Annotated in this window: 21 protein-coding genes; 15 read left to right on the top strand and 6 right to left on the bottom strand. The window is 47.2% G+C overall.

Features of this window, described 5'->3' with window-relative positions; all coding sequences use genetic code 11:
* Positions 1–23 precede the first annotated feature (23 nt).
* The 3 genes from ACT6NV_RS06305 to ACT6NV_RS06295 all read left to right on the top strand — a co-directional run bounded on the left by ACT6NV_RS06305 (position 24) and on the right by ACT6NV_RS06295 (position 3,282).
* On the top strand, positions 24–1,130 hold the full coding sequence (locus ACT6NV_RS06305) for a TolB family protein (RefSeq protein ID WP_445386406.1): 1,107 nt from the start codon (positions 24–26) through the stop codon (positions 1,128–1,130).
* Between the two features lie 40 nt (positions 1,131–1,170).
* A complete protein-coding gene (gene lepA, locus ACT6NV_RS06300; RefSeq protein ID WP_445386405.1) occupies positions 1,171–2,967 on the top strand; it encodes a translation elongation factor 4 in 1,797 nt (598 codons plus the stop codon).
* A gap of 81 nt (positions 2,968–3,048) precedes the next feature.
* Positions 3,049–3,282: a GTP-binding protein LepA gene (locus tag ACT6NV_RS06295; RefSeq protein ID WP_445386404.1), complete on the top strand. Its 234-nt coding sequence runs from the start codon at positions 3,049–3,051 to the stop codon at positions 3,280–3,282.
* Positions 3,283–3,295: 13 nt separating this feature from the next.
* On the opposite strand, the gene ACT6NV_RS06290 is transcribed toward ACT6NV_RS06295, so the two are convergent.
* Positions 3,296–5,164, bottom strand: a complete 1,869-nt coding sequence (locus ACT6NV_RS06290; protein ID WP_445386403.1) for a cation:proton antiporter — start codon at positions 5,162–5,164, stop codon at positions 3,296–3,298.
* A gap of 173 nt (positions 5,165–5,337) precedes the next feature.
* Between ACT6NV_RS06290 and ACT6NV_RS06285 the strand changes: the two genes are divergently transcribed.
* The 4 genes from ACT6NV_RS06285 to ACT6NV_RS06270 are packed head-to-tail and all read left to right on the top strand — an operon-like array spanning position 5,338 to position 10,575.
* Positions 5,338–6,192 (top strand): MBL fold metallo-hydrolase, encoded by an 855-nt coding sequence (locus ACT6NV_RS06285; RefSeq protein ID WP_445386402.1) that lies wholly within the window; start codon positions 5,338–5,340, stop codon positions 6,190–6,192.
* Positions 6,182–7,057, top strand: a complete 876-nt coding sequence (locus ACT6NV_RS06280) for an SMP-30/gluconolactonase/LRE family protein (protein WP_445386401.1) — start codon at positions 6,182–6,184, stop codon at positions 7,055–7,057. Before ACT6NV_RS06285 ends, ACT6NV_RS06280 begins: the two co-directional genes overlap by 11 nt.
* 20 nt (positions 7,058–7,077) lie before the next feature.
* A complete protein-coding gene (locus ACT6NV_RS06275; protein WP_445386400.1) occupies positions 7,078–8,721 on the top strand; it encodes a S8 family peptidase in 1,644 nt (547 codons plus the stop codon).
* A gap of 6 nt (positions 8,722–8,727) precedes the next feature.
* Positions 8,728–10,575, top strand: a complete 1,848-nt coding sequence (locus ACT6NV_RS06270) for a M1 family metallopeptidase (protein ID WP_445386399.1) — start codon at positions 8,728–8,730, stop codon at positions 10,573–10,575.
* A 3-nt stretch (positions 10,576–10,578) separates the two neighbouring features.
* On the opposite strand, the gene ACT6NV_RS06265 is transcribed toward ACT6NV_RS06270, so the two are convergent.
* Entirely contained in the window at positions 10,579–11,760 is a 1,182-nt protein-coding gene (locus ACT6NV_RS06265) for a succinylglutamate desuccinylase/aspartoacylase family protein (protein ID WP_445386398.1), read from the bottom strand.
* 31 nt (positions 11,761–11,791) lie between these two features.
* Positions 11,792–13,651 carry a CBS domain-containing protein gene (locus ACT6NV_RS06260; RefSeq protein ID WP_445386397.1) on the bottom strand — a complete coding sequence of 620 codons (1,860 nt, stop codon included), beginning with the start codon at positions 13,649–13,651 and terminating at the stop codon, positions 11,792–11,794.
* Between the two features lie 125 nt (positions 13,652–13,776).
* Here ACT6NV_RS06260 and rnpA point away from each other — a divergent pair, with 125 nt between their 5' ends.
* The 7 genes from rnpA to ACT6NV_RS06225 all read left to right on the top strand — a co-directional run bounded on the left by rnpA (position 13,777) and on the right by ACT6NV_RS06225 (position 21,332).
* Positions 13,777–14,163 carry a ribonuclease P protein component gene (rnpA, locus tag ACT6NV_RS06255; RefSeq protein ID WP_445386396.1) on the top strand — a complete coding sequence of 129 codons (387 nt, stop codon included), beginning with the start codon at positions 13,777–13,779 and terminating at the stop codon, positions 14,161–14,163.
* Positions 14,141–15,769: a S41 family peptidase gene (locus tag ACT6NV_RS06250; RefSeq protein WP_445386395.1), complete on the top strand. Its 1,629-nt coding sequence runs from the start codon at positions 14,141–14,143 to the stop codon at positions 15,767–15,769. The genes rnpA and ACT6NV_RS06250 overlap by 23 nt, the downstream gene beginning before the upstream one ends.
* 6 nt (positions 15,770–15,775) lie before the next feature.
* Positions 15,776–16,753: an MBL fold metallo-hydrolase gene (locus ACT6NV_RS06245; protein WP_445386394.1), complete on the top strand. Its 978-nt coding sequence runs from the start codon at positions 15,776–15,778 to the stop codon at positions 16,751–16,753.
* The gene (locus ACT6NV_RS06240; protein WP_445386393.1) at positions 16,754–17,620 is read left to right on the top strand and encodes a fructosamine kinase family protein; all 867 of its coding nucleotides are present in this window, start codon (positions 16,754–16,756) and stop codon (positions 17,618–17,620) included.
* A 55-nt stretch (positions 17,621–17,675) separates the two neighbouring features.
* Positions 17,676–19,814 carry a pyrroloquinoline quinone-dependent dehydrogenase gene (locus ACT6NV_RS06235; protein WP_445386392.1) on the top strand — a complete coding sequence of 713 codons (2,139 nt, stop codon included), beginning with the start codon at positions 17,676–17,678 and terminating at the stop codon, positions 19,812–19,814.
* Positions 19,804–20,871, top strand: coding sequence for a Gfo/Idh/MocA family protein (locus ACT6NV_RS06230; RefSeq protein WP_445386391.1), 1,068 nt, complete (start codon positions 19,804–19,806; stop codon positions 20,869–20,871). Before ACT6NV_RS06235 ends, ACT6NV_RS06230 begins: the two co-directional genes overlap by 11 nt.
* Before the next feature lie 83 nt (positions 20,872–20,954).
* Positions 20,955–21,332 (top strand): hypothetical protein, encoded by a 378-nt coding sequence (locus tag ACT6NV_RS06225; RefSeq protein WP_445386390.1) that lies wholly within the window; start codon positions 20,955–20,957, stop codon positions 21,330–21,332.
* On the opposite strand, the gene ACT6NV_RS06220 is transcribed toward ACT6NV_RS06225, so the two are convergent.
* From ACT6NV_RS06220 to ACT6NV_RS06210, 3 genes are read right to left on the bottom strand one after another with little or no spacing between them, the layout of a single operon-like run.
* Positions 21,329–21,775, bottom strand: coding sequence for a GNAT family N-acetyltransferase (locus tag ACT6NV_RS06220; protein WP_445386389.1), 447 nt, complete (start codon positions 21,773–21,775; stop codon positions 21,329–21,331). The genes ACT6NV_RS06225 and ACT6NV_RS06220 overlap by 4 nt on opposite strands.
* Entirely contained in the window at positions 21,776–22,681 is a 906-nt protein-coding gene (locus tag ACT6NV_RS06215; RefSeq protein ID WP_445386388.1) for a cation diffusion facilitator family transporter, read from the bottom strand.
* Between the two features lie 44 nt (positions 22,682–22,725).
* On the bottom strand, positions 22,726–23,157 hold the full coding sequence (locus ACT6NV_RS06210) for an RpiB/LacA/LacB family sugar-phosphate isomerase (RefSeq protein WP_445386387.1): 432 nt from the start codon (positions 23,155–23,157) through the stop codon (positions 22,726–22,728).
* Between the two features lie 592 nt (positions 23,158–23,749).
* On the opposite strand from ACT6NV_RS06210, the gene rnr reads away from it, so the two are divergent.
* Positions 23,750–25,933 carry a ribonuclease R gene (gene rnr, locus ACT6NV_RS06205; protein ID WP_445386386.1) on the top strand — a complete coding sequence of 728 codons (2,184 nt, stop codon included), beginning with the start codon at positions 23,750–23,752 and terminating at the stop codon, positions 25,931–25,933.
* Positions 25,934–25,946 lie beyond the last annotated feature (13 nt).

The raw sequence follows: 25,946 nt of genomic DNA, 5'->3' as shown, positions 1-25,946 counted from the left end.
TTTTTGTCCAAAAATACACAACCATGAGAATCTTTCTTTTAATGCTTTCAGGTATTTTGATTATTTCCTGTAAACAGGGAAAAACGGAAGCGGAGCAAACAGGCGAATCGCAAAGTCCAATGGCAATTACCTCAGATTCCCTTATCTATCCCGGAGAGAAACACTTTAAATCCATACGGCAGGTAACCTTCGGCGGCGACAATGCAGAAGCTTACTGGAGTTTTGACGATTCCCACATCATTTTCCAATCCAATTACGAGAAATGGGGCGTGGGCTGCGACCAGATGTTTATAATGGGCGCTGAGGAGCGTTTTGAAAATAAACAGCCTCCTATGGTAAGCACAGGTATGGGGCGAACCACCTGTGGTTATTTCCTGCCCGATAATAAACATATTGTATACGCCTCCACACATTTAAGAGACGCCGCCTGCCCGGAAGTACCACTTCGTAAAAATGGTAAGTACGTATGGCCTGTTTACGATTCCTTTGACATCTTCGTGGCAGACCTCGAAGGGAATATTACGGCCCAGCTTACCGATGAGCCCGGATACGACGCCGAGGCCACTGTTTCGCCTCAGGGGGATAAAATCGTTTTTACTTCAGACCGCAGCGGGGACCTGGAGCTCTACACCATGAACCTGGATGGTTCCGATGTAAAGCAAATCACCGATGGGCTCGGATACGACGGTGGGGCCTTTTTCTCGCCTGACGGCAGCAAAATTATCTTCAGGGCTTCCCGGCCGCAAACCGAGGCCGAAATTTCAGAATACAAGGAGTTGCTGGCCCAGGGCCTGGTCCAGCCGACGGAAATGGAACTTTTTATCTGTGATGCAGACGGAAGCAACCTTAAACAGCTAACCTTTCTGGGCAATGCCAACTGGAGCCCCTTTTTCCATCCCAGTGGGGAGAAGATCCTGTTTTCCAGTAATTTTGAAGCAGAAGGAGGCTTTCCTTTCAACCTGTATATGATCAACACAGACGGAACCGGCCTGGAGCGGGTTACCCATGGTAAAACCTTTGACGCCTTCCCGGTTTTTTCAAATGACGGCCAAAAGCTTATCTTTTCCTCTAACCGAAATAACGGGGGAACACGCGACACCAATCTATTTATTGCCGAATGGCAGGATTGATCCGTCAATTGAGTATCTTTGGGCCCTATTTTTGGCTGCTATGAAAAACATTCGCAACTTCTGCATCATCGCCCATATCGACCACGGGAAAAGTACCCTGGCCGACCGGCTGCTCGATTCTACCGGTTCGGTAACCGATCGGGAACGGCAGGATCAGTTGCTGGACAATATGGACCTGGAGCGGGAGCGCGGTATTACCATCAAGAGCCACGCCATTCAGATGGAATATGAATACCAGGGGGAAAAATATATTTTAAACCTGATTGACACTCCCGGCCACGTAGACTTCTCCTATGAAGTTTCACGTTCTATCGCCGCCTGTGAGGGGGCGCTGCTGGTAGTGGATGCCGCCCAGAGCATTCAGGCGCAAACCATCTCAAACCTTTACCTGGCCCTGGAAAACGACCTGGAAATTATTCCGGTACTCAACAAGGTAGACCTGCCCAGTGCCAATCCTGAAGAAGTAACGGATGATATAGTGGACCTGCTGGGCTGCAAGGCGGAAGAAGTGATCCCGGCCAGTGCCAAAACGGGTATCGGGATTGAAGAAATCCTGCGGGCCATTATAGAACGAATCCCGGCTCCTGCCGGAGATCCGGATCAGCCTTTACAAGCCCTTGTTTTTGATTCTGTTTACAACCCCTTCAGAGGAGTGGAAACCTACTTCCGGGTAATAAACGGGGCAATAAAGAAAGGGCAGCAGATCAAATTCGTGGCAACCGGCAAAAAATACTATGCCGATGAGGTAGGCACCCTAAAGCTAAAGCAACAGCCAAAAAACAGTATTTCCGCGGGGGATGTGGGATATCTGATCACTGGGATCAAGGATGCCCGGGAAGTAAAAGTGGGAGATACGATCACCGATGCCGTTAACCCTACTAAAAATGCCATTGCAGGCTTTGAGGATGTGAAGCCAATGGTTTTTGCCGGGATTTATCCGGTAGATACAGAAGATTTTGAAGAGCTGCGCTCCTCCATGGAGAAATTACAGCTCAATGATGCCTCCCTGGTGTTTACCCCTGAGAGTAGTGCCGCCCTGGGCTTTGGGTTCCGATGCGGATTCCTGGGGATGCTGCATATGGAGATCATTCAGGAACGCCTGGAGCGGGAATTTGACATGACGGTGATCACCACCGTTCCCAACGTAAGCTATCACGCTTACACTACCAAGAACCCGGAGGTCCCGCTTATTGTTAACAACCCCTCAGACTTGCCGGACCCTTCTACCGTAGACCGCGTTGAGGAACCCTACATCAAGGCAACCATAATAACCAAGGCAGATTTTGTCGGTAATGTGATGTCCCTTTGTATCGAAAAACGCGGGCAGATCACCAATCAGACCTACCTGACCACCGAAAGGGTGGAGCTCAATTTCGATATGCCCCTGGCGGAAATCGTATTCGATTTTTACGACCGGCTTAAAACCGTCTCCAAGGGCTATGCTTCTTTCGATTACAGCCCCATCGGGATGCGGGTATCCAAGCTGGTACGGGTAGATATCTTGTTAAACGCCCAACCGGTAGATGCCCTCTCGGCCCTGGTGCATTTTGACAACGCCTACCATATCGGTAAAAAAATGTGCGAAAAACTCAAGGAGCTCATCCCCCGGCAACAATTCGATATCCCCATACAGGCAGCCATCGGCTCTAAAATAATATCGAGGGAAACCATAAAAGCCCTGCGTAAAGACGTAACCGCTAAATGTTACGGAGGGGATATTTCCCGTAAGCGTAAATTACTGGAGAAACAGAAAAAAGGTAAAAAACGCATGCGCCAGGTTGGTAACGTGGAAATTCCGCAGCAAGCCTTTATGGCCGTTTTAAAGCTCAATGACTAGCTTCCGGTTTTTTTAAAAAACTTACATTTACAGTACAATTTTCTTACAGCGGGTTCGTTCCAGTAATTTTAATCCCCCTGCATGACTACCTATATTGCCCATTTTACAGCCGCCCATAAAATTATTCAGCTAAAGCAGAACTCTGTATTTACCTGGCAGCAGGAAGGGGGCGAGGTAGATCTGGAACTGCTGGAAGGCAAAATAAAGCGCGAATCTTCCATACATTTCTACAAACTACTGGCCGGGGATGCCTTTAAGATAGCTCTGGAAGATATTAAGGTTGATATTAGTAAGACCCTGCCTTTTTACGGTTAAAACGTGTAGTGAATCAGTCACTCTCGGTTATCACTACAGATTCTTCCTCATCTTCCACATCCAGGTCAAACATTTTTCCCAGGTAGACCAGCTTAAAGCCTTCCCTTATTTCCTGAACATTATCTGAAAAAGACCCGATAATTTCGAGTGACCCGCTAGGGGTTTTAATAAAAAGCGGAATTATATCATCATCTTTCCTGGTGAGTTCTATCAGCCCGTGGTAATGTTCTTCACTGGTCAGTTCTATCTCGTGGATGGCCGGATATTTGCGGGTGGTCTCCATCAGTTTAATAAAATCGTCCGTGTGCGAGAAGAGTCCTTCTTTCGGGTTGTTCTCAGGATCGGCCATCTCATCGCTGCTGACAATACGGAAGGAGCCATTTTCACCGAACTCAGACCTGAATTTATCAATGGCGTAACTGTTGATGTCCGAATTTGCGGTGAGGGCCATCAGGTATCCCACATCGTTCAATTCAATATTATCCGTGAGGTTGTCTGAGTAGATATTTGCCGTAAGTGCTTCCAGACCCAGGTTTTTGGCCTTTTCCACATTGGAGCGGTTGTTGTCTATAAGTACCACATGGCGGTTATTGCGCTGCAGGTACCTGCCGATTAACCTGGAGACTTTGGAAGCCCCCACGATCAGGATACCTTCAGATTTGTTAAGGAATACCCCTACCAATTTGGCGAAGAGACGAGCCGTAGTGGCGTTCAGCAGAACCGTTCCAAGCACAATTGTAAAGACCAGGGGGGTAATGATTTCCGCCCCGGGTTCCCCCTTGGCAATAAGTTTAGAGCCAAAAAGTGATGCGATACCCGCCGCCACAATCCCCCTGGGCCCAACCCAGCCAATAAAGAGTTTTTCGTTGAGTTTCAGATTGGATTTGTAGGCGCTCAGGAACACCGCCGCCGGACGGATCGCAAAAACGACAATTGCAAAAAGGATGGCGGTATCCCAGTTATAGATCAGTTTTACGTCTTCCAGGTTGATGTTGGCTGCCAGCAGTATAAAAAGGATGGAAATGAGCAGTACGCTCAGGGATTCTTTAAAATACAGCAGTTCCTTGATGTTGGGCAGGTTCATATTGCCCAGTACCATCCCCATCACCACCACTGCCAGCAGGCCCGATTCATGGGCAAAGATGTCGGATTCAATAAAGACCAACAGCACCACTGAAAGCGAAACTACATTGAGCAGGTAGTGCGGTATAAAATTCCTTTTTATGGCAAAAGCCAGGGCGTGTGCAAAAGTAAAACCGAAGGTGGTCCCGAACAGCAGTATCTTCCCGAATTCGATAAGGGCGGTTTTGGTGTAGGCCTGCCCCTCCCCCACGCTTATAAATTCAAATACCAGTACGGCAACCAATGCCCCGATAGGGTCAATTAGGATGCCTTCCCATTTCAGGACTGCGGAAACGTCTTTTTTTAAGGGGATATTCCGAAGGATCGGTGTAATGACGGTGGGCCCGGTTACAATGATCAGGCCACTGAAGAGGAAAGAAATCTGCCAGCTGAGGTCCATGATGTAATGAGCGGCAATCCCCCCTCCGATAAAGGTGGTAAGCGTCCCCAGGGTGATCAGTTTGGTTATGATGGGGCCAACATTGGCAATTTCAGAACGCTTTAGCGTAAGCCCGCCTTCAAAGAGGATGATACTGATCGCCAGGGAAACAAAATAATAAAGGCCATCCCCCGGGAAAAGCCCTTTTTTGCCATTCCAGATAGGTTCAATTAGCTTGGCCCCGTCTGCCGTGTACAAAGTAGAAACAGGACCTACCAGCAAGCCGATGAGAATAAGCGGGAGAATTGCAGGGAGCTTTAGCCGCCAGGCTACCCATTGGGCTACAATTCCCAATATTACAATCATGGCTAATTCAATCATAGGGTTCGGCTTGGTGATTCCTCCAAAAATAACGAATATCCTCAGTTCTCCTAATCCGCTGACAAATATTGTTGTTCTTCACTTTCTCTTCAGGGACATATCACTGCTCAGAATTTGTTAAAATCCCTGTTAATCCTTCCGGCACTTTCAGAAACCATTGTATTTTTACCCTGATGAGGCTCTACCCTATAGAATGCGGAAACTTTAAGCTCGATGGCGGGGCCATGTTCGGCGTGGTTCCCAAATCGCTCTGGAACCGCACCAATCCGGCCGATTCGAATAACATGATCGACATAGCCGCCAGGTGCCTCCTCATTGAAGATGGCAACAGGCTGGTGCTGATCGATACAGGCCTGGGTGACAAGCAATCCGAAAAATTCTTCAGTTACTATTACCGCTGGGGGGAACACAGCCTGGATAAATCGCTGAAAGCTGCCGGCTTCCATAGGGACGACATTACTGATGTTTTTATGACCCACCTGCATTTTGACCATTGCGGGGGCAGTATACAGTGGAACAAAGACCGGACGGGATACGAACCGGCCTTTAAAAATGCGCAGTTCTGGACCAATGAAGCCCACTGGCAGTGGGCCACACAGCCCAACGCACGGGAAAAAGCATCTTTCCTAAAAGAAAACCTCCTGCCGATGGAAGAGTCGGGGCAACTGCGGTTTCTAAACCGAAGCACAGGGGCCTACCAGGACCGGACGGAACTGGGATTTGGCGTGTTGTATGTAGACGGGCATACAGACAAGCAGATGATCCCCCATATTTCATACAAAGGACATACCCTGGTATTTATGGCAGACCTGCTGCCCACCGTGGGCCATATCCCCCTGCCCTATGTTATGGGGTATGACACCCGCCCCTTGCTCACTTTAAAAGAAAAAGATGCGTTCTTAAAACGCGCTGCCGATAAAAACTTTATCCTCTTTTTTGAACATGACGCCCATAACCAGTGTGCCCTGCTAAAGCATACCGAAAAAGGTGTCCGCCTTGATAAAACCTTCGCTTTTGATGACCTATAACAGGTTTATTGTTGCCGTTTTCGCCCTGGCCGTTACATTGGCGTCCTGTGGGCCGGATAGTTCAGACCTGCTCCCTGAGCATACCTTCACCGCCGGGATCGAAGGACCGGCAACCGATGCTTCCGGAAATATCTATGCTGTTAATTTTCAGGAGGAAGGTACCATAGGGAAGGTCAGCCCGGATGGAACGGCTGAATTATTTCTGCGCCTGCCTGAAGGAAGCACAGGTAATGGTATACAGTTTGACAGGAAGGGTAATATGTTTATTGCCGATTACACAGCCCATCGGGTGTACCGGGTTCCCAACGGGAGCAGGCAGCCCGAAATTTGGGCTGCGCACCCGGAGATGAACCAGCCTAACGACCTCTGCATACATCCCAACGGAAGCATCTACCTGAGTGACCCGAATTGGGAAAAAGGCAGCGGAAAGCTCTGGAGGGTTATGCCGGATCGCAGCATTGCTGTTTTGGAAACCGGAATGGGCACTACCAACGGGATCACCCTCAGCCCGGATAGTCGCTACCTCTATGTGAATGAGTCTGTACAACGCAAAATATGGCGGTATACCCTCTCGGACAGCGGGGACCTGCTCAAAAAAGAGCTTTTTGCCTCTTTTGAAGATTACGGCCTGGACGGCATGCGATGTGACAGCAAAGGAAATCTGTACATTGCACGGTATGACAAGGGTAGCCTGCTGGTGCTGAATCCGGAAGGAAAATTGTTAAAGGAATACTTTTTGAAGGGTAAAAAGCCCAGCAATCTTACCTTTGCGGGCCGGGACGGAACCCTTTGTTATATAACAATGGCGGACCGGGGTTGCTTTGAAGTAGTCAGCACCCCTTTCCCCGGCGCAAATTTTAATTGAATTAAATGGATAACTTTTATATGAAAAATCTCCTTCCTAAACCTACTGCCCTGTTGTGGGCGGCAGCGATAATCCTTAGCGGCTGTGGATCTACGCAGTTGGTGAGCACCCCCATGGAAAAAATAGACACAGTCCCCCTGAAGGTGTCGGAATTAAGCGAAGCACAGTCTCAGCGCTGGGGGCATGCAGACCTAGTCCTGGATACCATTCCGGGAATGAGTGTAGACCGCGCTTATTCCGAACTCATCGGAAATAAAAAGGGAAAAGAAGTAATTGTAGCGGTCCTGGATTCCGGGATTGACCTGGACCATGAAGACCTGGATGGAGTGCTTTGGACCAACGAGGATGAAAAAGCAGGAAATGGAATAGATGATGACAACAATGGCTATATAGACGATGTACACGGTTACAATTTCCTGGGCGAATCTGTTTATGAGCAACTTGAACACGCCCGTATCCTCAGATTAAAATTAGGGGATGCTGCCCTACAGGCCCGTGCCAAAAGCACCCTGGAGGAACAGCTTAACGAAGCCAGTTCCAACCTGCAGCGCTATGAGCAAATTCTGCAGGCTGTGCAGAATGCAGATGCCGCCGTTAAGGCCCATTTAGATACAGAGAATTACACCAAAGAGGATGTTAACGGCATTAAAACCACAGATGCCGCACTGCTACAGCACCAGGCGGTCTTAAAACAAATGTATAGCTTCGATGACAGCATCGATGAAATAATCAAACAGATCAAAGAAGGCGTTACCTATTTTAACGAACGGGTAAAGTACCACCTCAATGTAGATTTTAATGGCCGCAACCCTGTAGGAGATAATCCTTACGACCTCAACGATAGGAACTACGGGAATGGCAACCCGAAAAACCGGGTTAAAGATGAATCGCATGGTACCCACGTGGCCGGGATCATAGCTGCCGAAAGGGGCAATAAATTAGGAGTAGACGGCATTGCCAATAATGTGGCAATTATGAGCATCCGTGCTGTGCCTAACGGGGATGAATACGATAAGGATATTGCATTGGGTATCCGCTATGCGGTTGATAATGGGGCCCGGATAATCAATGCCAGTTTTGGCAAATCCTTTTCACCCAATGCAGAATGGGTTTATGAAGCCATTAAGTACGCAGCCCAGAAAGATGTACTGATCGTCCACGCCGCCGGGAACGATGCCCTGGACCTTGATGATCCTGAAAATGAGAATTATCCGAACGACCAATTGGGGGTTGAAGCCGAATTTGCCAATAATGTTTTAACGGTAGGGGCTCTGGATCCCGAATACGGATCAGAGATGATCTCCTCTTTTTCAAATTACGGGACCAGCAATGTGGATATTTTTGCTCCGGGAGGGGAGATCTATTCCACAATGCCCGAAAATGAGTACACCTTTCAGGGGGGCACCTCCATGGCGGCGCCAGCGGTGAGCGGCCTGGCTGCACTTATCTGGTCCAGGCACCCCAAACTATCTGCTTCCCAGGTCAAACAAATCATTATGCAATCCGGGCTTCCCCTGAAAACACCTGTGATCCTGGGCGGATCCCAGGAAAATTCAAGGGATTTTGCCGCAGCCTCCAAATCGGGAAAAATCGCAAATGCTTATAACGCGCTCATCCTGTCCGACAGGGTTGCAGCCGGAACAGTTGAATTATCTAAAAAATAAGAAGACATGAAATACCTGTTTTATCTTTTAATGGGAACCGGCCTGCTGCAGGCACAGGGAAACCAGGCATACTGGCAACAACATGTGGATTATAAGATGGAGGTCAACATGGATGTGGAGACCTACCGTTACACCGGGACCCAGAAACTGACTTATACCAACAATTCTCCCGATACCCTCAGCAGGGTTTTCTACCATATGTATTTCAACGCTTTTCAACCGGGCAGTGAAATGGATCTGCGCCTGCAATCCATAGAAGACCCGGACGGACGGATGATGGCTAATGGGCAAAGCCGGATAGCCAACCTGCAGCCAAATGAAATCGGGTACCTGAGAGCATCAAAACTGTTGCAGGACGGAACAGCTGTTTCCTATGAGCTGGAGGGGACCGTCCTGGTTGTTTCCCTGGCGAAACCCATCCCCCCGGGATCCAGCAGCATTTTTGAAATGGAATTTGAGGGGCAGGTCCCGCTGCAAATCAGGAGATCGGGCCGCGATAACAGGGAAGGCGTTGCCTTGTCCATGAGCCAGTGGTACCCAAAAATGGCCGAATACGACTTCGAAGGCTGGCACGCCCATCCGTATATTGCCAGGGAATTCCACGGGGTCTGGGGAGACTTTGACCTGAAGCTCACAATTGATAAAGACTATGTGGTAGGCGGTACGGGGTACCTGCAAAACCCGTCTGAAATAGGGCATGGATACCAGGCGCCCGGAACAAAAGTTAAGCGCACAAAAGGAAAAACCCTGACCTGGCATTTTAAGGCCCCCAAGGTACACGACTTTATGTGGGCGGCAGATCCTGAGTATCGCCACGACACCCTCAGGGTAACCAATGGCCCGCTGTTGCACTTCTTTTATAAAAATAAACCGGAGCTGGAAGAAAACTGGAAAAAGTTACAGCCCAAAACAGCTGAAGCCATGGAGTTCTTCAGCCGGAATGTAGGTGCCTACCCTTATGAACAATACTCAGTTGTACAGGGAGGTGACGGCGGAATGGAATATCCCATGAGCACGCTGATTACCGGAGAGCGCAGTTTTGGAAGCCTGGTGGGGGTGATGGTCCATGAACTGGCCCATTCCTGGTTCCAGCACCTATTGGCCACCAACGAATCAAAACACGAGTGGATGGATGAGGGCTTTACTTCATTTATATCTGCCCTGTGTATGAATCAGATAATGGACCAGCAAAAATCCAATCCTTTTGAAGGCTCCTACAGGAGTTATTACCGCCTGGTCGAATCGGGCAGGGAGCAGCCGCTTTCCACCCATGCAGACCGTTATGACTTTAATTCCGGTTACGGGACTTCTGCCTACAGTAAGGGTGCTGTCTTCCTGGCGCAACTGGGTTATGTAATCGGACAGGACAAGCTGATGGAGAGCCTGCGGAAATACTTCCAGGACTTTAAATTTAAGCACCCCACCCCCAATGATATCAAGCGGAGTGCGGAGAAGGTTTCCGGATTTGAACTAGACTGGTACCTGACTGATTTTGCCCAGACCACCAATACTATTGATTACGGAATTCGGTCAGTATCAGCCGGCGGGAATAACAAAACCGCTATTGAGCTGGAACGCATCGGGCAAATGCCCATGCCAATAGACCTACTGCTGGTATATAAGGACGGAAGCCGGAAACTGCTGTATATGCCGCTGCGGATGATGCGGGGCGAGAAAGGAAACCCATATCCTGGGATTGAGCGCAAAGTCCTCGAAGACTGGCCCTGGGCGCGACCCATCTATACCATAGAGGTGGACGCCCCTATAGACCAGATCCAGGCCGTTGTGATCGATCCCTCTCAGCTTATGGCAGATGTGGATCTTTCAAATAACCTCTGGCAGGCATCCGAATAGGTCTCAGGCTTTATTACGGTACCAGCTGGTGACGGAGTAGTCTGAATTTCGGGCATTGCGTTCCCGGTTACTCAGTATCAGGTGGGTTTCATCTGCCTGTTTACTACGGTATCCCAATAAATGGAAGATTTGCTTGCTGAAGAAGCGGGCGATCCGCAGGTTAACCTTGATTTTGTCGCCGCCAGGATCCTGCCAGCTAATCCCGGGTAACCAGTGCAGGAAATCCTGAAACCTCCTTTTTCGAAGCCAGGCTGAAAATTGCAGCGCCCAGTCCGGAATGGGACGGATCAGGAAAAAGCCTTCTTCCCCCTGTTCCTGGTAAAGCGGCATAAATATCATCCCGTCTTTTGACATGTGAATGTCTCCCCCTCTGCTTTTAGCGAGGAGCTCGCCTTTTTTTACTTTTTGAAAACTGGCAAACCCTTTTTCCATGCGAAAGTCATGGGTCCGGTCCAAAAGGTGCCGGTGGTATACCTCGTAAAAAGTGCGGTTGCCACCACTTGCTTTGTTTAGATGTCCTATTTCTTCCTTTAGCAGGGGCACCTCAGAATCTTCCAGCAAACCGGTGTAAATGAGCGTTTGCCAGATAAACGCCCGGGCATTCACAATTGCCTCCGGGTCCTGGTGCTGTCCGGATTCAAATCCCAGGGAAACATACCCCAGTTCATTGATATAGCTTAGCATAGGGCCCTCCAGAAATTCTTCGATCCCGAGTATTACAGGAACCGGAAACAGCCTGGAAAACTTCCTGTTTATCATCGCATCATTAATGGTAATAAAAGGAAGAGTGGGGCTGGAAGTAGTATGTAAGTCTATAAAATAAAAGGGTGGGCTGTTTCGCTTCAGGATGGAAAAGAGCAGTTCTCTGATTTCCAGGGCTTCAGCCTCCTCATGCTCAAGATCTTCCGGACGCTTCAGGAGCATATGGGCTAAGTTTGGCTTGGTCCATAATCGATTCAGGTCCGATTTTAAAAACCTCTTGTTGGCGCTTAAGGCAGCTGGATTGCCGCGTATCCCTATAAAAGAACCCCTGATTGGAGGGGTGCCGGCAGCCTTAAGCTGTTTAAAAACCTCATTGAGTGCTTTAACCCCGGCAGGTTCATTTCCGTGAATTCCCCCAAAAACAACAAGGGTCGGGCCTTCTTTTGAAGTCCCCGTCTTTCCGATAAGCCGGTTTGTTGCCATTACCGGTCGGCTTTTTTCCACTGTAATATTGCTATTTGTCAAAGTCATTCAATGTTAGTATCCCAACCAGGGTGTTACCTTGCAAAACTGGCAGGCAACTTATTTTTAATTCTTCCATTTGTTTTTTTGCCTCAGCAGCCGGAGTCTCGCCCTTGATGGTAAGCACCAAGCTTTTCATCAACGCCCTGATGCTGGTATCGTATATTCTTTCTGTATTGGCAATCCCTGATACGTCTTTCCAGCTCAGCAAACCTGAAAATTCACTGTCCGAATTGAGGATAGGCAGGTGGTGGATTCGGTTCCATTTCATCAGGTGAACCACCAGGGCCGCGCTGTCTTCTTCCTGTGCCGTAATAATACGGGTGCTCATCAGGTCCCTGACTAGTGGCTCATTTCGGTTGAGCCTGTACTGGCTACCGCTTGCGGGCTTCCAGGCATCCACAGGATATCCTTTATAAGAACGTTCGAAAAGACTAGCGGTCATTTCCTTTAATGCATCCGGAATATTATGCTGTTTTCTCAGGTTCCTGAAAGACTGCACCATCCAATCCGAGCCATTCTGATTGAAGATACGATTTTCAATGATACCGAGGTAACGCTCAATATCGGCCGAGTCCACCCGCAGTTTGCGCAATCCCTTATAGGCTATGGGCAGGAAGATCTCCAAAAGGAGCTCCCGGCCCGGGAGAACCTTCCCGTCCCAATGGAATTGAGCCCCCATTCCATATCGGGCAGCACTGAAAAAATTGTGTTTGGCATCCCTGAAATCCATTTTTGTGTGGATATCATCCCATTTTCCGGGTTTTCCCTGCATTACCCCTACCCAGAACATCATATTGGCGATCTCATCCGAGGTGGTGGGCCCGGATGGGAGGTAACGGTTTTCGATTCGCAGGTGCGGTTTCCCTTTGCCGCTGCCGTAACAAAGACGATTCCAGGGGTAGACAGTTCCGTTGTGAAGACTAAGGGCAGATAAGCTGGGGGTGCTCCCTTTTTTCCACTGCTGCCAGCTGTCCTCCTTATCAAAATCTGCGGTGATAAGACTTCTGAAGCGAACAATTGTTTGCTTAAAAAAGTCGGCCGGACTACCGCTTGCCCAGGCACTTCCAAAACCCACCCGGGATTCTCGTTCATTCAATAGAAAAGTGCTCTTACGCGTGTCGACACTCTGGGTAAACAGCGCAATCCGGCTTTCCGCCCATAATTCCCGTCCCATCAGCATGGGAGAATTGGTGCAAATACTCAGGATTGGACCAGCTATGGCCTGGGCCCAGTTGTATGTGTCGGCAAAGGTCTCCGGATTGATCTGCAAATGGGCCTGGAAGCTGGTATTACAGCCTTCGTACATAATGGAGTCGTGATGCAGGTTAATCTCGTCCACCCCCCGGATATGTAATTCCACATCTGCCCCTCTGATTGCCTTAATTGCCTGATTGAGCACTTTATACCGTTTGGCAGGGGTCATATAGTCTTCGCCCATGTGTTCCGTGCGAATAGTAGGCAGGATTCCCGTAATGATAATTTTATTCTGAAACACATCAGCAGCCTCTTGAGCCCGGTCAAGCAAGGCGTTCAGTTGCTTGTGCATTTGCGAAAAACAGCTGCCTTCCAGCCTCAGGGGGTCCAGGTTTATTTCCAGATTGTAGCATGTCAGTTCATTTGTAAAATGCTTTTCGTCTATTTCCTTCAGGATTTCGGGAGCCTGATTGGAAGGCTCCCAATCCTCGTTTACGAGACAAAACTCCTGTTCCGCCCCAATATGGATGGCCTCATTCTCGAAAACCTGCTCCTTTAGCATGGTTTCCAGTGTTTTAATATCGGTCAGTAACTGTTTGATGTATTCGGCTCTGTCAGCACTGGTGTTAAGGGGCTTAACGCTTAAAATTCCCATAAGAATCCAAGATTTGACCCGTCTGTCTGGGTTTGGTTGATTCAGGCAAGTTACTGCTTGAACACAGGGTTTTATATGATAATTATCAGCCTGCCCCAACCGGAATATTTTGGTACTTTTGAAGCATGGTTACTTCCCGCTTTCCCAAATCTGAAAGGTTGTCCGGCAAAAAACGCTGGGAGTTGCTTTTTCGGGAGGGCAAGCAATTAAAAGCATTTCCGCTGAGCCTCTACTACCTCCCGGCAGAAAAATCAGACCCCCCAGGGTTCCGTGCCGGTTTTGCAGTACCAAAAAGGTCTGTAAAAAAAGCAGTAGACCGAAATCGTATCAAAAGACACCTCCGGGAAGCCTATCGGACACAAAAGCCACAATTTTTTAACAATACTGAAGGAAGCTATGCGTTGGTATTTTTATACCTTGGAAAAAAGCTTCCGGAATACCATCAATTAGAAAAGGCTGTTTATCAGCTGTTGCAAAAGTTCTGTTCAAATGAAAAAATACATCAAAACTAAAGTCCTTATCCCTCTGATCGCCGTTGCAGTATTGCTCACGGCCTCTGGCTTTAAGAGCGATTTTTTCGAAATCGCCAAACAAATAGAGATCTTTACGACCCTGTTCAAAGAACTCAACATGAATTATGTGGATGAGACCAATCCCGCTGAGTTAATGGATACGGCGATCAAAAACATGTTGGAAGACCTGGACCCCTATACGCAGTTTTTAAACGAGCAGGATGTTGAGGCATATAAAATCAACAATGCAGGGGAATATTCCGGGATTGGAGCGCTGGTGCGCTCCTATGAAAACAAATTACTGATTGTGGAGCCCTATAAAGGTTATCCGGCAGATAAGGCCGGCCTAAAGGCCGGAGATGAAATCATCATGATCGGGGATATTTCCGTTGCCGATTTCAAGGATGACGCGGCAGACCTGCTGAAGGGTGCGAACAATTCTGATGTTCAGGTTACTTACAGGCGACAAGGGAAAATCAACACGGCAACCATTCAACGGGATGCTATTGAAATCGATGCGGTACCCTTCTACAAAATGGCCGATGATAAAACAGGCTATATTGTGCTTTCCCGATTTAATGCAAAGGCATCAGACCAAACCAAAGATGCCATTCTGGAGTTAAAAGACCAGGGTGCCGAACGCCTGATTCTGGATTTGAGAAACAATCCTGGAGGCCTGCTTTCCGAAGCCATCAACGTAACCAACCTTTTTGTCCCTAAAGGAGAGCTGATCGTAACCACTAAATCCAAGGTGAAAAAATTCAACCAGGAATACCGGACCCGCGGAAATGCAGTTGACGAAAACATCCCACTGGTAGTGCTGGTAAACGGCCAGAGCGCCTCGGCCAGTGAAATAGTATCCGGCGGGCTTCAGGACCTGGACCGGGCGGTAATTGTAGGAGCCCGGAGTTTTGGAAAGGGCCTCGTTCAAAGGCCTTTGAAACTCACCTACGGCACCCAGCTAAAAGTAACCATAAGCCGTTACTACACGCCTTCGGGACGTTGTATACAGGCCCTTGATTACTGGAACCGGGATGCTTCCGGAAAGGCAGTTCGCAACACCGAATTCCAGGAGTTTACCACCCGCAACGGCCGCAAAGTTACAGATGGCGGCGGGGTTATGCCCGATATAGAGATTACGGCCCTGCGCTCTAATGAACTCATAGACGCCCTGAACGGCAACAACCTTATTTTTGATTTTGCCACAAATTATTATTACAGCCATCCGGAAACAAAGCCTGCAGACTTTAGTATGTCAGATGGGTTGTATCAGGATTTTATCTCCTTTGTAAGTGAAAGTGATTTTTCCTTCGAAACCAAAACAGAGAAATCGCTGCGGGATGCCCTTACAGATAAGGAAGCCCTGATCTTTACGCCGGAAATAAAGGCCGATTTTGAAAAATTACTGGCCGATATTGACAAGAGCAAACTGAGTGGGCTTAATCGCTATTCCCGTGAGATCGGGAAAAAGCTTGAAGATGAAATAGTCAAGCGCTATGCCTATCGCGAGGGGCTCTACGATTTCTACCTGAATCACGACGAGGCCATTACTACTGCGAGAGAAGTGCTTGCCAACCCTGCAAGCTACCAAAAGATCCTGCAATAGGCGGCTATGAAAACTGAGGGCAGTGCACTTTCGGCTTTTGTGTCCCTGATCCTGTTACTGGGGTGTATGGGGGCAGAGCGGGAAAAGCCCTCCCCCGTTCCTGAAGCGGAGTCTTCCCCGGCAGTTGAATTGGTAATCCTTGGGAACGTACAGGATGGAGGTTCCCCGCATATTGGCTGCAACAGGGATTGTTGTAAGATGCTGTGGCAGAATCAAGACGCTTCCAGAAAGGTCGTTTCCCTTGGGCTTATCGACCGAAATACCCAAAAGTCCTATCTGTTTGAAGCCACTCCGGACCTGGGTTCACAACTTCAGGAATTGAGCGATTATGCTGGTTTTGGGTCTGGCAAACGCACAGATGGCATATTCCTGACACATGCCCATATAGGGCATTATTCCGGCCTGATGTTCCTGGGAAGGGAAGCACTAAATGCTCAAGGAATAGCTGTTTTTGCCATGCCAGGCATGGAAAGCTTCCTAAGGGAAAACGGCCCCTGGAATCAGCTGGTTGAATTAGAAAATATTGTTTTGCATCCGCTACAGGAGGAGCAACCCCAGGTACTATCTGATGAATTAATGGTAATTCCCTTCCGGGTTCCGCATCGGGATGAATACTCCGAAACGGTTGGTTTTGAAATCAGAGGCCCGGACAAAAGCCTGCTATTTATCCCGGATATCGATAAGTGGGATCGTTGGAAAGTCTCCCTGATAGAAAAACTTAAAAGCGTTGACCTGGCCTTTATAGATGCCACCTTTTACGATGCTGCAGAATTGGGGTACCGGGACATGGCTGAAATCCCCCATCCTTTTGTGGTGGAATCTCGGAATCTTCTGGATGGATTGCCTGATGCAGAGCGAAGCAAGATACATTTCATCCACTTTAACCACACCAATCCGTTGCTGGACCCCCAAAGCAGCGCCTCCAAAACCATTGAGGCTGCAGGTTACAACATCGCCCGTGAGGGTCAAAAGTTTGCTTTGTAAATGGGCGACACCTCTCTCATAGAACACATCAGCACCAGCTTTGGAATAAAAATTAAAACTGCCATCCGGCTTAGTGGCGGGGATATTGCAGAAGCCATGCAGCTGAAAACAGAGAAGGGAGACCTGTTTGCCAAGGTGCTGAAAGGGGAAAATGCCTTTAAAATGCTGGATGCAGAAAAGGAAGGCCTGCTGGCCATTGGCAGGCTCAATTGCCTCCCGGCTCCCGAAGTGTTGGCCTGTTCCCGTATTCCAAATGGGGCGGTACTGCTATTGGAATATCTGAAGCCTGATTCCCCTCCCGGAGACTTCGGTTCCTTTGGCAGGGACCTGGCCTGTATGCACAATCAACAACAGCCCGGTTTTGGATGGGCCAGGCCTAATTTTATCGGATCCCTTCCCCAGCCAAACAACCCCCATCCTGATTGGGCCTCCTTTTACGTGTTTGAAAGATTACTGCCGCAATATCAGCTGGCAGTAAAAAAGGGTCTATTTCAAAATGCATGGGTTGCTGAGGCAGATATTTTACTGGATGCCATTGCAAACATGACACCTGAGGTGCAACCCTCTTTGCTACACGGAGACCTTTGGGGTGGAAACTATCAGTATTCAGGAGGCCGTTTTTTTCTTATCGACCCTGCCGTTTATTGCGGGCATGCCGAGGTAGACCTGGCGATGAGCCGCCTTTTCGGTGGTTTTCCGGAAAGCTTCTACCGGGGGTATTACAGCCTGAGACCCCAAAAACACGGTTGGGAAAAAAGACAGCAGCTTTACCAGTTATACTACCTACTGGTGTACCTTAACCTTTTCGGAACCGGATATCTTTCGGCGGTGCGACAAAGCAGCAGGGAATTGTTCTCTATTGGTTAATTCCTTCCACACATTTGCTGTGAATTCGCTACTTTTAAGTGGTAAACCCACCGCCATGCGCAATTATTGTTTTGGGTATGTTTTCTGCCTCCTCCTTGTTGTTTTAGTATTCGGATGTCAGCCCGAAAAGGGGCTTACTAACCCGGATTCTTATACAGGATGGGCCCATTATCTGGGGGATCCCGGAAGGAGTCACTACAGCACTCTTTCGGCCTTTAGCCCTGATAATGTTACACAGCTGGAAGTTGCCTGGGAATATGAAACCCCGGATACCGGACAGATGCAAATGAATCCCATAATTGTTGATTCTGTCTTGTATGGTGTAAGCGCGGCAATGCGGCCATTTGCCATTAATGCCAGAACCGGAAAGGAACTGTGGGTCTTTGGCGACAGCCTGAATGCCTGGTATGCCACCAGCAGGGGGGTCAGCTATTGGGAAAAGGGAGAAGACCGGCGTATTTACTATACCATCGGCTCGGATTTATGGGCTCTGGACGCCCTTAGTGGAAAGCCTGTAGATTCTTTTGGTGAATCCGGAAAAATAAGCCTGAAATCCGGGCTGCCGACTGATGCCCGTGATAAGTTTGTAACCTCAAGCAGTCCGGGGACCATCTACAAGGACCTTATTATTATGCCTACCCGGGTGGCAGAGGGGGCCGGGGCTGCCCCCGGAGATATTATGGCTTTTGATGTGCTATCAGGGAAATTGGCATGGGTATTCCACACCCTGCCCTATCCCGGTGAAGCCGGGGCAGAAACATGGGAGCTGGAAAATGTTCGCAACAGCCTTATCGGAGGAGCCAACAATTGGGCCGGGATGGCCCTGGATGCGGAAAATGAAATTATATATGTCCCTACTGGCTCTGCTGCCCCGGATTTCTACGGCGGCAATCGAAAAGGGGCCAATCTTTATTCAAACTGCCTGCTTGCCCTTAATGCCAATACAGGGGAGCGGATCTGGCATTACCAGTTTACCCATCACGATCTTTGGGACCGGGATCCTCCGGCGCCGCCGAACCTCTTATCCGTTAAAAACAGCCAGGGTGCCACTATACCGGCAGTTGCACAGATAACCAAACAGGGTTACGTCTTCGTGTTTGATCGTTTCACTGGTGAATCGCTTTTTGAAATTGAAGAACGTCCGGTCCCGGAATCAGACCTGCGTGGGGAAGCTGCCTGGCCCACTCAACCCGTTCCGAAAAAACCCCTCCCTTTTGCGCGCCAGGCCCAATCCCTCACTGAAAATGATATCAGCCCTTATGCACCCAATCCCGAAGGTCTCAAAGCGCTGCTGCGTTCCTTAGATAGAAGGCTTTACGCCCCGCCCGGATTGGATCCTGTATTATTATTGCCGGGCTACGATGGGGGTGCAGAATGGGGAGGGGCTGCTGCAGATCCGCAAGAGGGCATCCTCTACGTTAACTCTAATGAAATGGCCTGGTTCCTCCAGATGTCAGAAACCGAAAGCGAAGTGGAAGGATCTTTAGGGGCCCAGCTTTACAATACCTATTGCCTGGTTTGTCACCGGGCAGACCGTTCAGGGATGCCACAGAGCGGGTTTCCTTCCCTTCAGGGGCTGGAGTTGCGCAAAAGTACTGAAGAGGTGAGCCTGCTGATCCGACAGGGAAAAGGAATGATGCCTGGTTTTCCACAGATTAAGCCCGAGCAGGAAAAAGCTCTACTGGCTTTCCTCTATAACAGAGAAGAAGATAAAAAGGAAGTACGGGTAGCCGACGCTGGTCTGGCTCAGCCAGAACTGCCTTACAAGCACCTGGGCTACCATAAATTCCTGGATGAAAACGGCCGGCCGGCTATTAACCCGCCATGGGGAACGCTACATGCTATTGACCTTAATTCGGGGGAATATATATGGTCGGTAACTTTGGGTGACACCCCTGAGCTGAAGGAAAAAGGACGGGCCCCAACCGGTTCGGAAAACTATGGCGGACCAGTAGTTACAGAAAATGGGCTGCTCTTTATAGCAGCTACCAAAGATGGTTACTTCAGGGCTTTTAACCGTCATAATGGCAAACTATTATGGGAATACAAGTTGCCAGTTCCGGCCTTTGCAACCCCTGCTATCTACGAGACGGATGGAAGGCAATTCATCGCCCTGGCCTGCGGGGGTGAAAAACTCGGGACACCCAAAGGCAATAAAATAATCGCATTTAGCCTGAAGACAAGTGAAAAATAAGATCCCTGTTATTGTTGTAGGCTGCGGCAATATGGGCAGCAGCCATGCCCTGGCCTACCAGCAACTTCCGGGCTTTGAAATTGCAGCCCTGGTCAGCCGGAGTCCGGAAAGCCGAAACAAACTCTCAAAAAAACTTGGGGGATACCCTACTTTTTCCAGTCTGCAGGAAGCTCTTAAGCACTCCAACGCACAAGCCGTTTCCGTCAATACATATCCGGACAGCCACGGTCCCCTGGTTAAAGAAGCCCTGAACGCAGGCTGCCATGTGTTTGTTGAAAAGCCCATTGCACTAACCGCTGAAGAGGCCTCAGGGCTTCTCAGACTGGCAAAAGACAAAGATTTAAAACTGGTGGTAGGCTATATTCTCCGGGTGCACCCCTCATGGAACCGCTTTATTGAACTGGCAAAGACCCTGGGAAAACCACTGGTAATGCGTATGAATCTCAATCAACAGAGTTCCGGGCCTCAATGGTATACGCACCGGCAACTGATGCAATCTATGTCACCAATAGTAGATTGCGGGGTTCATTATGTGGATGTAATGTGTCAGATGACCGCTTCCCGGCCCCTGAGTGTAAACGCTATTGGAGCGCGCCTGAGTGGCGAAATCGGACCGGAGATGTACAATTACGGACAATTGCAGGTTCGCTTCGAGGACGGCTCCGTAGGTTGGTATGAGGCTGGCTGGGGGCCAATGATCAGCGCTAATGCACATTTCATTAAAGATGTAATGGGACCCCTGGGGTCCGTTTCAATGGAAGATTTGCCGGAAAAGGCAACAGATGACCTGGAAGGGCACACACAAACAGGCGTACTGCGATTGCATCAGGCTGCGACAAACGCTCAGGGAGACTTCCTTCATGCAGATAGTTTATTTCAAATGGAAGATGAACCCACTCATCAACAACTTTGTGAGCTGGAACAACAGTTCTTTTACGATGCCATCAAAAGTGATCTGGATTTATCCGCTCATTTGACAGATGCGGTCAACAGTTTAAAAATTGTATTGGCGGCAGACCGGTCCATCCGGGAGGGAAAGACTATTTATCTGGATTAAAGAATTGATTTTTAATTCATTAAATCTTTGTTAAACCCCTTCTAAAATTTGCATTTCTCCTATTTTTTATTATTTTACTAGTTATGATAAAACTAGAAAAACAAGATAATCTGGATGTTCTGGAACGGTCCGTAGAACATCTTCAGTCCCGGGGGTTTGACAATATCAAAGCAGATATGGAGGGTTATGAAACCCCGAAGTCCTACATTAAGAAAAGCACTGGCAATCCTGTAACGCCAGACATAACGGCTACCAAGAATGGTCAGAAATATTTTTTTGACATCAGCCTGAAATCGGAAAAACCGGTGATGCTTAAGTCTAAATGGCTTTTCCTCGATACGCTGAGTCGAATGAAATCCAACCGCTTCAGAATCATTACCTTCAGAGGTCACTACAAGTTTACAGACACACTTTTGGAGGAGCTCAACCTTGGAAACAAACAGCCGATTAAAATTTCCTAATCAGGGGTACGAATCATTTTAATATGCGGGATATCGTCTTCCAGATAGATATCCCCTATTTTTTTAAACCCAAGCCCTTCGTAGAATTCAATAAGGTAGGTCTGTGCTGAAATAGCCACATCCTTTTCCTTGAATTCTGATGCAATAGCCTCAAGAGAGGCTTTCATTATTTCCACTCCCTTGCCCTGGCCCCTGTAATTTTTTTGTACGGCTACCCGCCCAATACTGGCCAGTTCCATATTATCGCCTGCCCTGAATATACGGGTGTAGGCTACCAGTTCTGTTCCCTCATACCCCAGAACATGAACCGCCCTTGAATCACTGCCATCCAGATCCAGGTAAATACACTGTTGTTCCACCACAAAAATATCGGAACGCAACTGTAAGAGGGCGTATAATTCTTCCACGCTCAGCTCGCTAAATGATTTAACCTGTATTCTCATTCAGTCCTGAACTATTAGTTGTTTACTGTCGCATTTACCGTATTCAGGTTGGATATTGACATGGTTTATTCCAAATTCATGATAAACCTTTTCTTCAATAGCCAGCAAGATAGAATCGAATTGAGACAGGCTTATATCTTCCTCGAAATCAATATGGGCTTCGAGATGAACCTCATCTTCATTTAACTGCCAAATATGTAGATGATGTACATTCTTAACAGGTTTTATGGTTGCAATACTTTCAACAATTTTCTGAACCTCTATGGTTTCAGGTGTAAAAAGCATCAATACCCGGGTGGAGGTTCTGAGCAGGTCATAACCCATATAAACCAAATAAAATGCAATAAGCACCGTTAATAAGGGATCTATCCAGTACAAGCCATAGAAAAACATCAGTATCCCCCCGACCAGCACTGCTACTGACGCCATCATATCTGTAAAAAGATGCAGATAGGCAGATTTCATGTTCATATTCCGGTTTGCATCCTTTTTCAAGAGAAGCACACTAAAACCATTGGCTAGAATACCTAATAAGGAAAGGCCGATAACAATCTCGGAGCCTACTTGTTCCGGACTTATAAGCCGTTCAATGGCTTCTTTGATCAGGAGGATGGCCACTACAATAAGCGTGGCAGAATTAACAAAGGCCGCAATGATCTCAGCTCTTTTATATCCGAATGTTTTATTGGTAGAAGCTTCTTTTCTGGATAGAATATTAGCTATATAGCTTATAATCAAAGAAATAACGTCGCTAAAATTGTGCAAGGCATCTGACAGCAACGCCAGACTCCCGGAAAGGATTCCCCCAACCAGCTGTGCCGCGGTAATAACAATATTCAGGATAATGGAAATCAGCAGATTTTTGCCTTTTATCTCACTGGAATGATGGTGGTGGTGATGCCCCATAATATTGTAAAGGCTTTAGAATTGGTAGCTATTAAGCACCCTTTTCAATAACAAGGAATCTTATCTATTCTTCTTTGGTGCCTTCCTCCTTCAAAAGGAGTGTTTAAAAAGGTCTTTACCATATCGAGCGCCTGGGGGATGGCAATAAAACGCGCCGGCAAACTTAGAATATTGGCATTGTTATGTTCTCGTGCCAGGGATACGATCTCCTTATTCCAGCATAGCGCAGCCCGGACTTTCTGGTGTTTATTGGCAGTCATGGTGGCGCCATTGCCGCTGCCACAAATTATAATTCCATAATCTGTCTTGCCCGAAGACACATCCTCGGCTACAGGATGGATAAAGTCGGGATAATCAACACTGTCTGTGCCGTCTGTACCATAATTTTCGACTTCAATATCCATAGATTTTAACAATCCGATAATGGCCAGCTTGTATTCTGTGCCTGCGTGGTCATTCCCAATTGAAATTTTCATTTGCATCTATTTATAACACCTATAAAGGTACAAAACCGATTTTGAATCATCCGAAATCCAAGTGTTAACAATAAAAAAGATGTTTCACCTAAAGTGTTATCTATGAATAACTTAAAAAAGTGGGTTGTTGTTGAGAATTTTGAATAACTATTTAATAATTGCATTTTGATTTCAACCCGAATTTGTCCATTGTGAAATTAAATATCTAATTGCAACTGTTATTCTGAAAATTTATCAGAAAAAGAACGTGAGTTCTTTAAGAGAAATAAACAAACAGATAATGAAAATTTGTAAAGAAATTCCTGTTCATTCCTGTTATAAAGACACGTTAATAAATAGCCTAATTACTTGATCCTTATCTTATTCTTATTTTAAAAATTGTCAATAATTTTTTAACTGTGGATAAATCAAATTTTTACCAATAATTTTTTACCGCAATTAACAAGCAATCATAATAGACCATTTTATTTATTTTAATTAAAGAATATATAATGATTAATAATAGAATGTTTATTTCTTAACAGCGCATTATGAGGGCTATAACGGACTGCTGCCAATATTATTCGTAATTTGCGCCGAAATAAAAAGATTAATGTCGAAGAAAAAGAAAAGGGCAACAAATCATTTGAATAACGAAGTTACTAAAGGAATATTTACGGTTTTAGAAGCAGATCCAAAGAACAGCTATAACTACAAGCAAATTGCTTCCAAACTCGAAATCACAGATACCGAAAGACGTAATATCCTCATCAAGAAATTAGAGCAGTTAACTGCCAAAGACAGGATTGAAAAAGTATCAAGAGGTAAATTCAAAGCCAAACACAGCCCGGATACCTATACAGGGGTGGTTGATGTAAATTCTCAGGGAAATGCCTACATCACTACAGAAGAGCTGGATCAGGATATATTTATTAACTATCCTAATATAAATAGAGCCTTTCACAAAGATACAGTGGAGGTACAGTTATTCCAGAAACGAAAGGGAAGCCGGCCTGAAGGGAAAATTACCCGAATTATCAGCCGGAAAAAGACCAGCTTTGTAGGGATAGTGGATCTGTATAAATCATTTGCCTTTGTCCGTCCAACGGACAACCGAATGTATACTGATATTTTTGTATCACTTTCAGACCTGAATGGGGCCCAGAACCACGAAAAGGTTGTTGTAGAAATTACAAGCTGGCCGGATGATGCTGATTCACCCTACGGAAAGATTACAGAAATACTTGGAAAGCCAGGTGAGCACGATACAGAAATACATTCTATCCTGGCGGAATACGGTTTGCCATACACCTTCCCGGCAGAAGTGGAAAGGGATGCAGACAGGCTGGATACCCGAATACATCCTGCAGAAATTTCCAAAAGAAAAGACTTAAGGGATGTACTAACCTTTACCATTGACCCAAAGGATGCCAAAGACTTTGATGATGCTTTATCTTTCAGAAAGCTTGGAAATGGCAATTTTGAAGTGGGTATTCACATTGCAGATGTATCCCATTATGTGCAACCCGACACTCTGCTTGAGGAGGAGGCCTACAACCGGGCAACCTCTGTTTACCTGGTGGACAGGGTGGTACCCATGCTTCCGGAAATTCTGTCGAATAATGCCTGTTCCCTGAGGCCTCATGAAGATAAGCTTACGTTCTCAGCTATTTTTGAGTTGAGTCCGCAGGCTGAGATCCGCAACCAGTGGTTCGGCCGAACCGTTACCCATTCGGATGAACGCTTTGCCTACGAGGAGGCGCAGCATGTAATTGAAAGTAAAAAAGCAGATATTCCAGCAGATATTTCGATACGAGAGGGGGGGTACAGAATAGCTGCTGAAGTAGTGGAGGCCATTGAGACCATGGACCGCCTGGCAAAAATAATGCGCAAAAAGCGGATGGATCACGGTGCCATTTCCTTTGACAAATTAGAGGTAAAGTTCAAACTGGATAAAGATAATGAGCCGGTTGGGGTATACTTTAAGGAAAGTAAGGATGCCAACAAGCTTATTGAGGAATTTATGCTGCTCGCCAACCGGAAAGTAGCCGAGTTTATTGGAAAACAGCAACCTCAAAAAACTTTTATATATCGGATTCACGACCAGCCGGATGAAGATAAACTGATGGCCCTGAATGGAATCGTCAAGCGTTTTGGACATCAGCTAAATTTTAAAAATAAAAAGGCGCTCAATAGTTCTCTGAATCAGTTATTGGAGGATGTAAAGGGGCAAAAAGAACAGAACCTGGTAGATACACTGGCCATTCGCAGTATGAGTAAGGCCGTGTACAGTACGGATAACATCGGGCATTACGGGTTGGCTTTTGATTATTATACCCACTTTACTTCTCCGATTAGGCGGTACCCTGATGTAATGGTGCATCGTCTATTACAGCATTATCTGGAAGGTGGAAAACCCCCTAAGGCTGAAGAGTATGATGAAAAATCAAAACACTCTTCAGAAATGGAGAGTCTGGCAGCCAGTGCAGAGCGGGATTCTATAAAATACATGCAGATAAAATTTATGGAAGACCACCGTGACAGCCCCTTTAAGGGAGTTATTTCAGGGGTTACCGAATGGGGGATTTATGTGGAGATCATCGAAAACAAGTGTGAAGGTATGGTTCGGATACGGGATATAAAAGACGATTATTATACCTTTGATGAGAAACAGTATGCACTGGTTGGGGAACGGAAAGGTAAAATGTATCAGCTTGGAGATGAGGTAACGGTTATGGTCAAGAATACAGATTTAGTAAAACGTCACCTTGATTTTAGCCTGGTAATGGAGAAATAACCCCTTTTAATCC

Source organism: Robiginitalea insularis (assembly GCF_052497835.1).
Note: the sequence above shows the minus strand (reverse complement) of the source record. Positions and strands in the feature narration are given on the sequence as shown.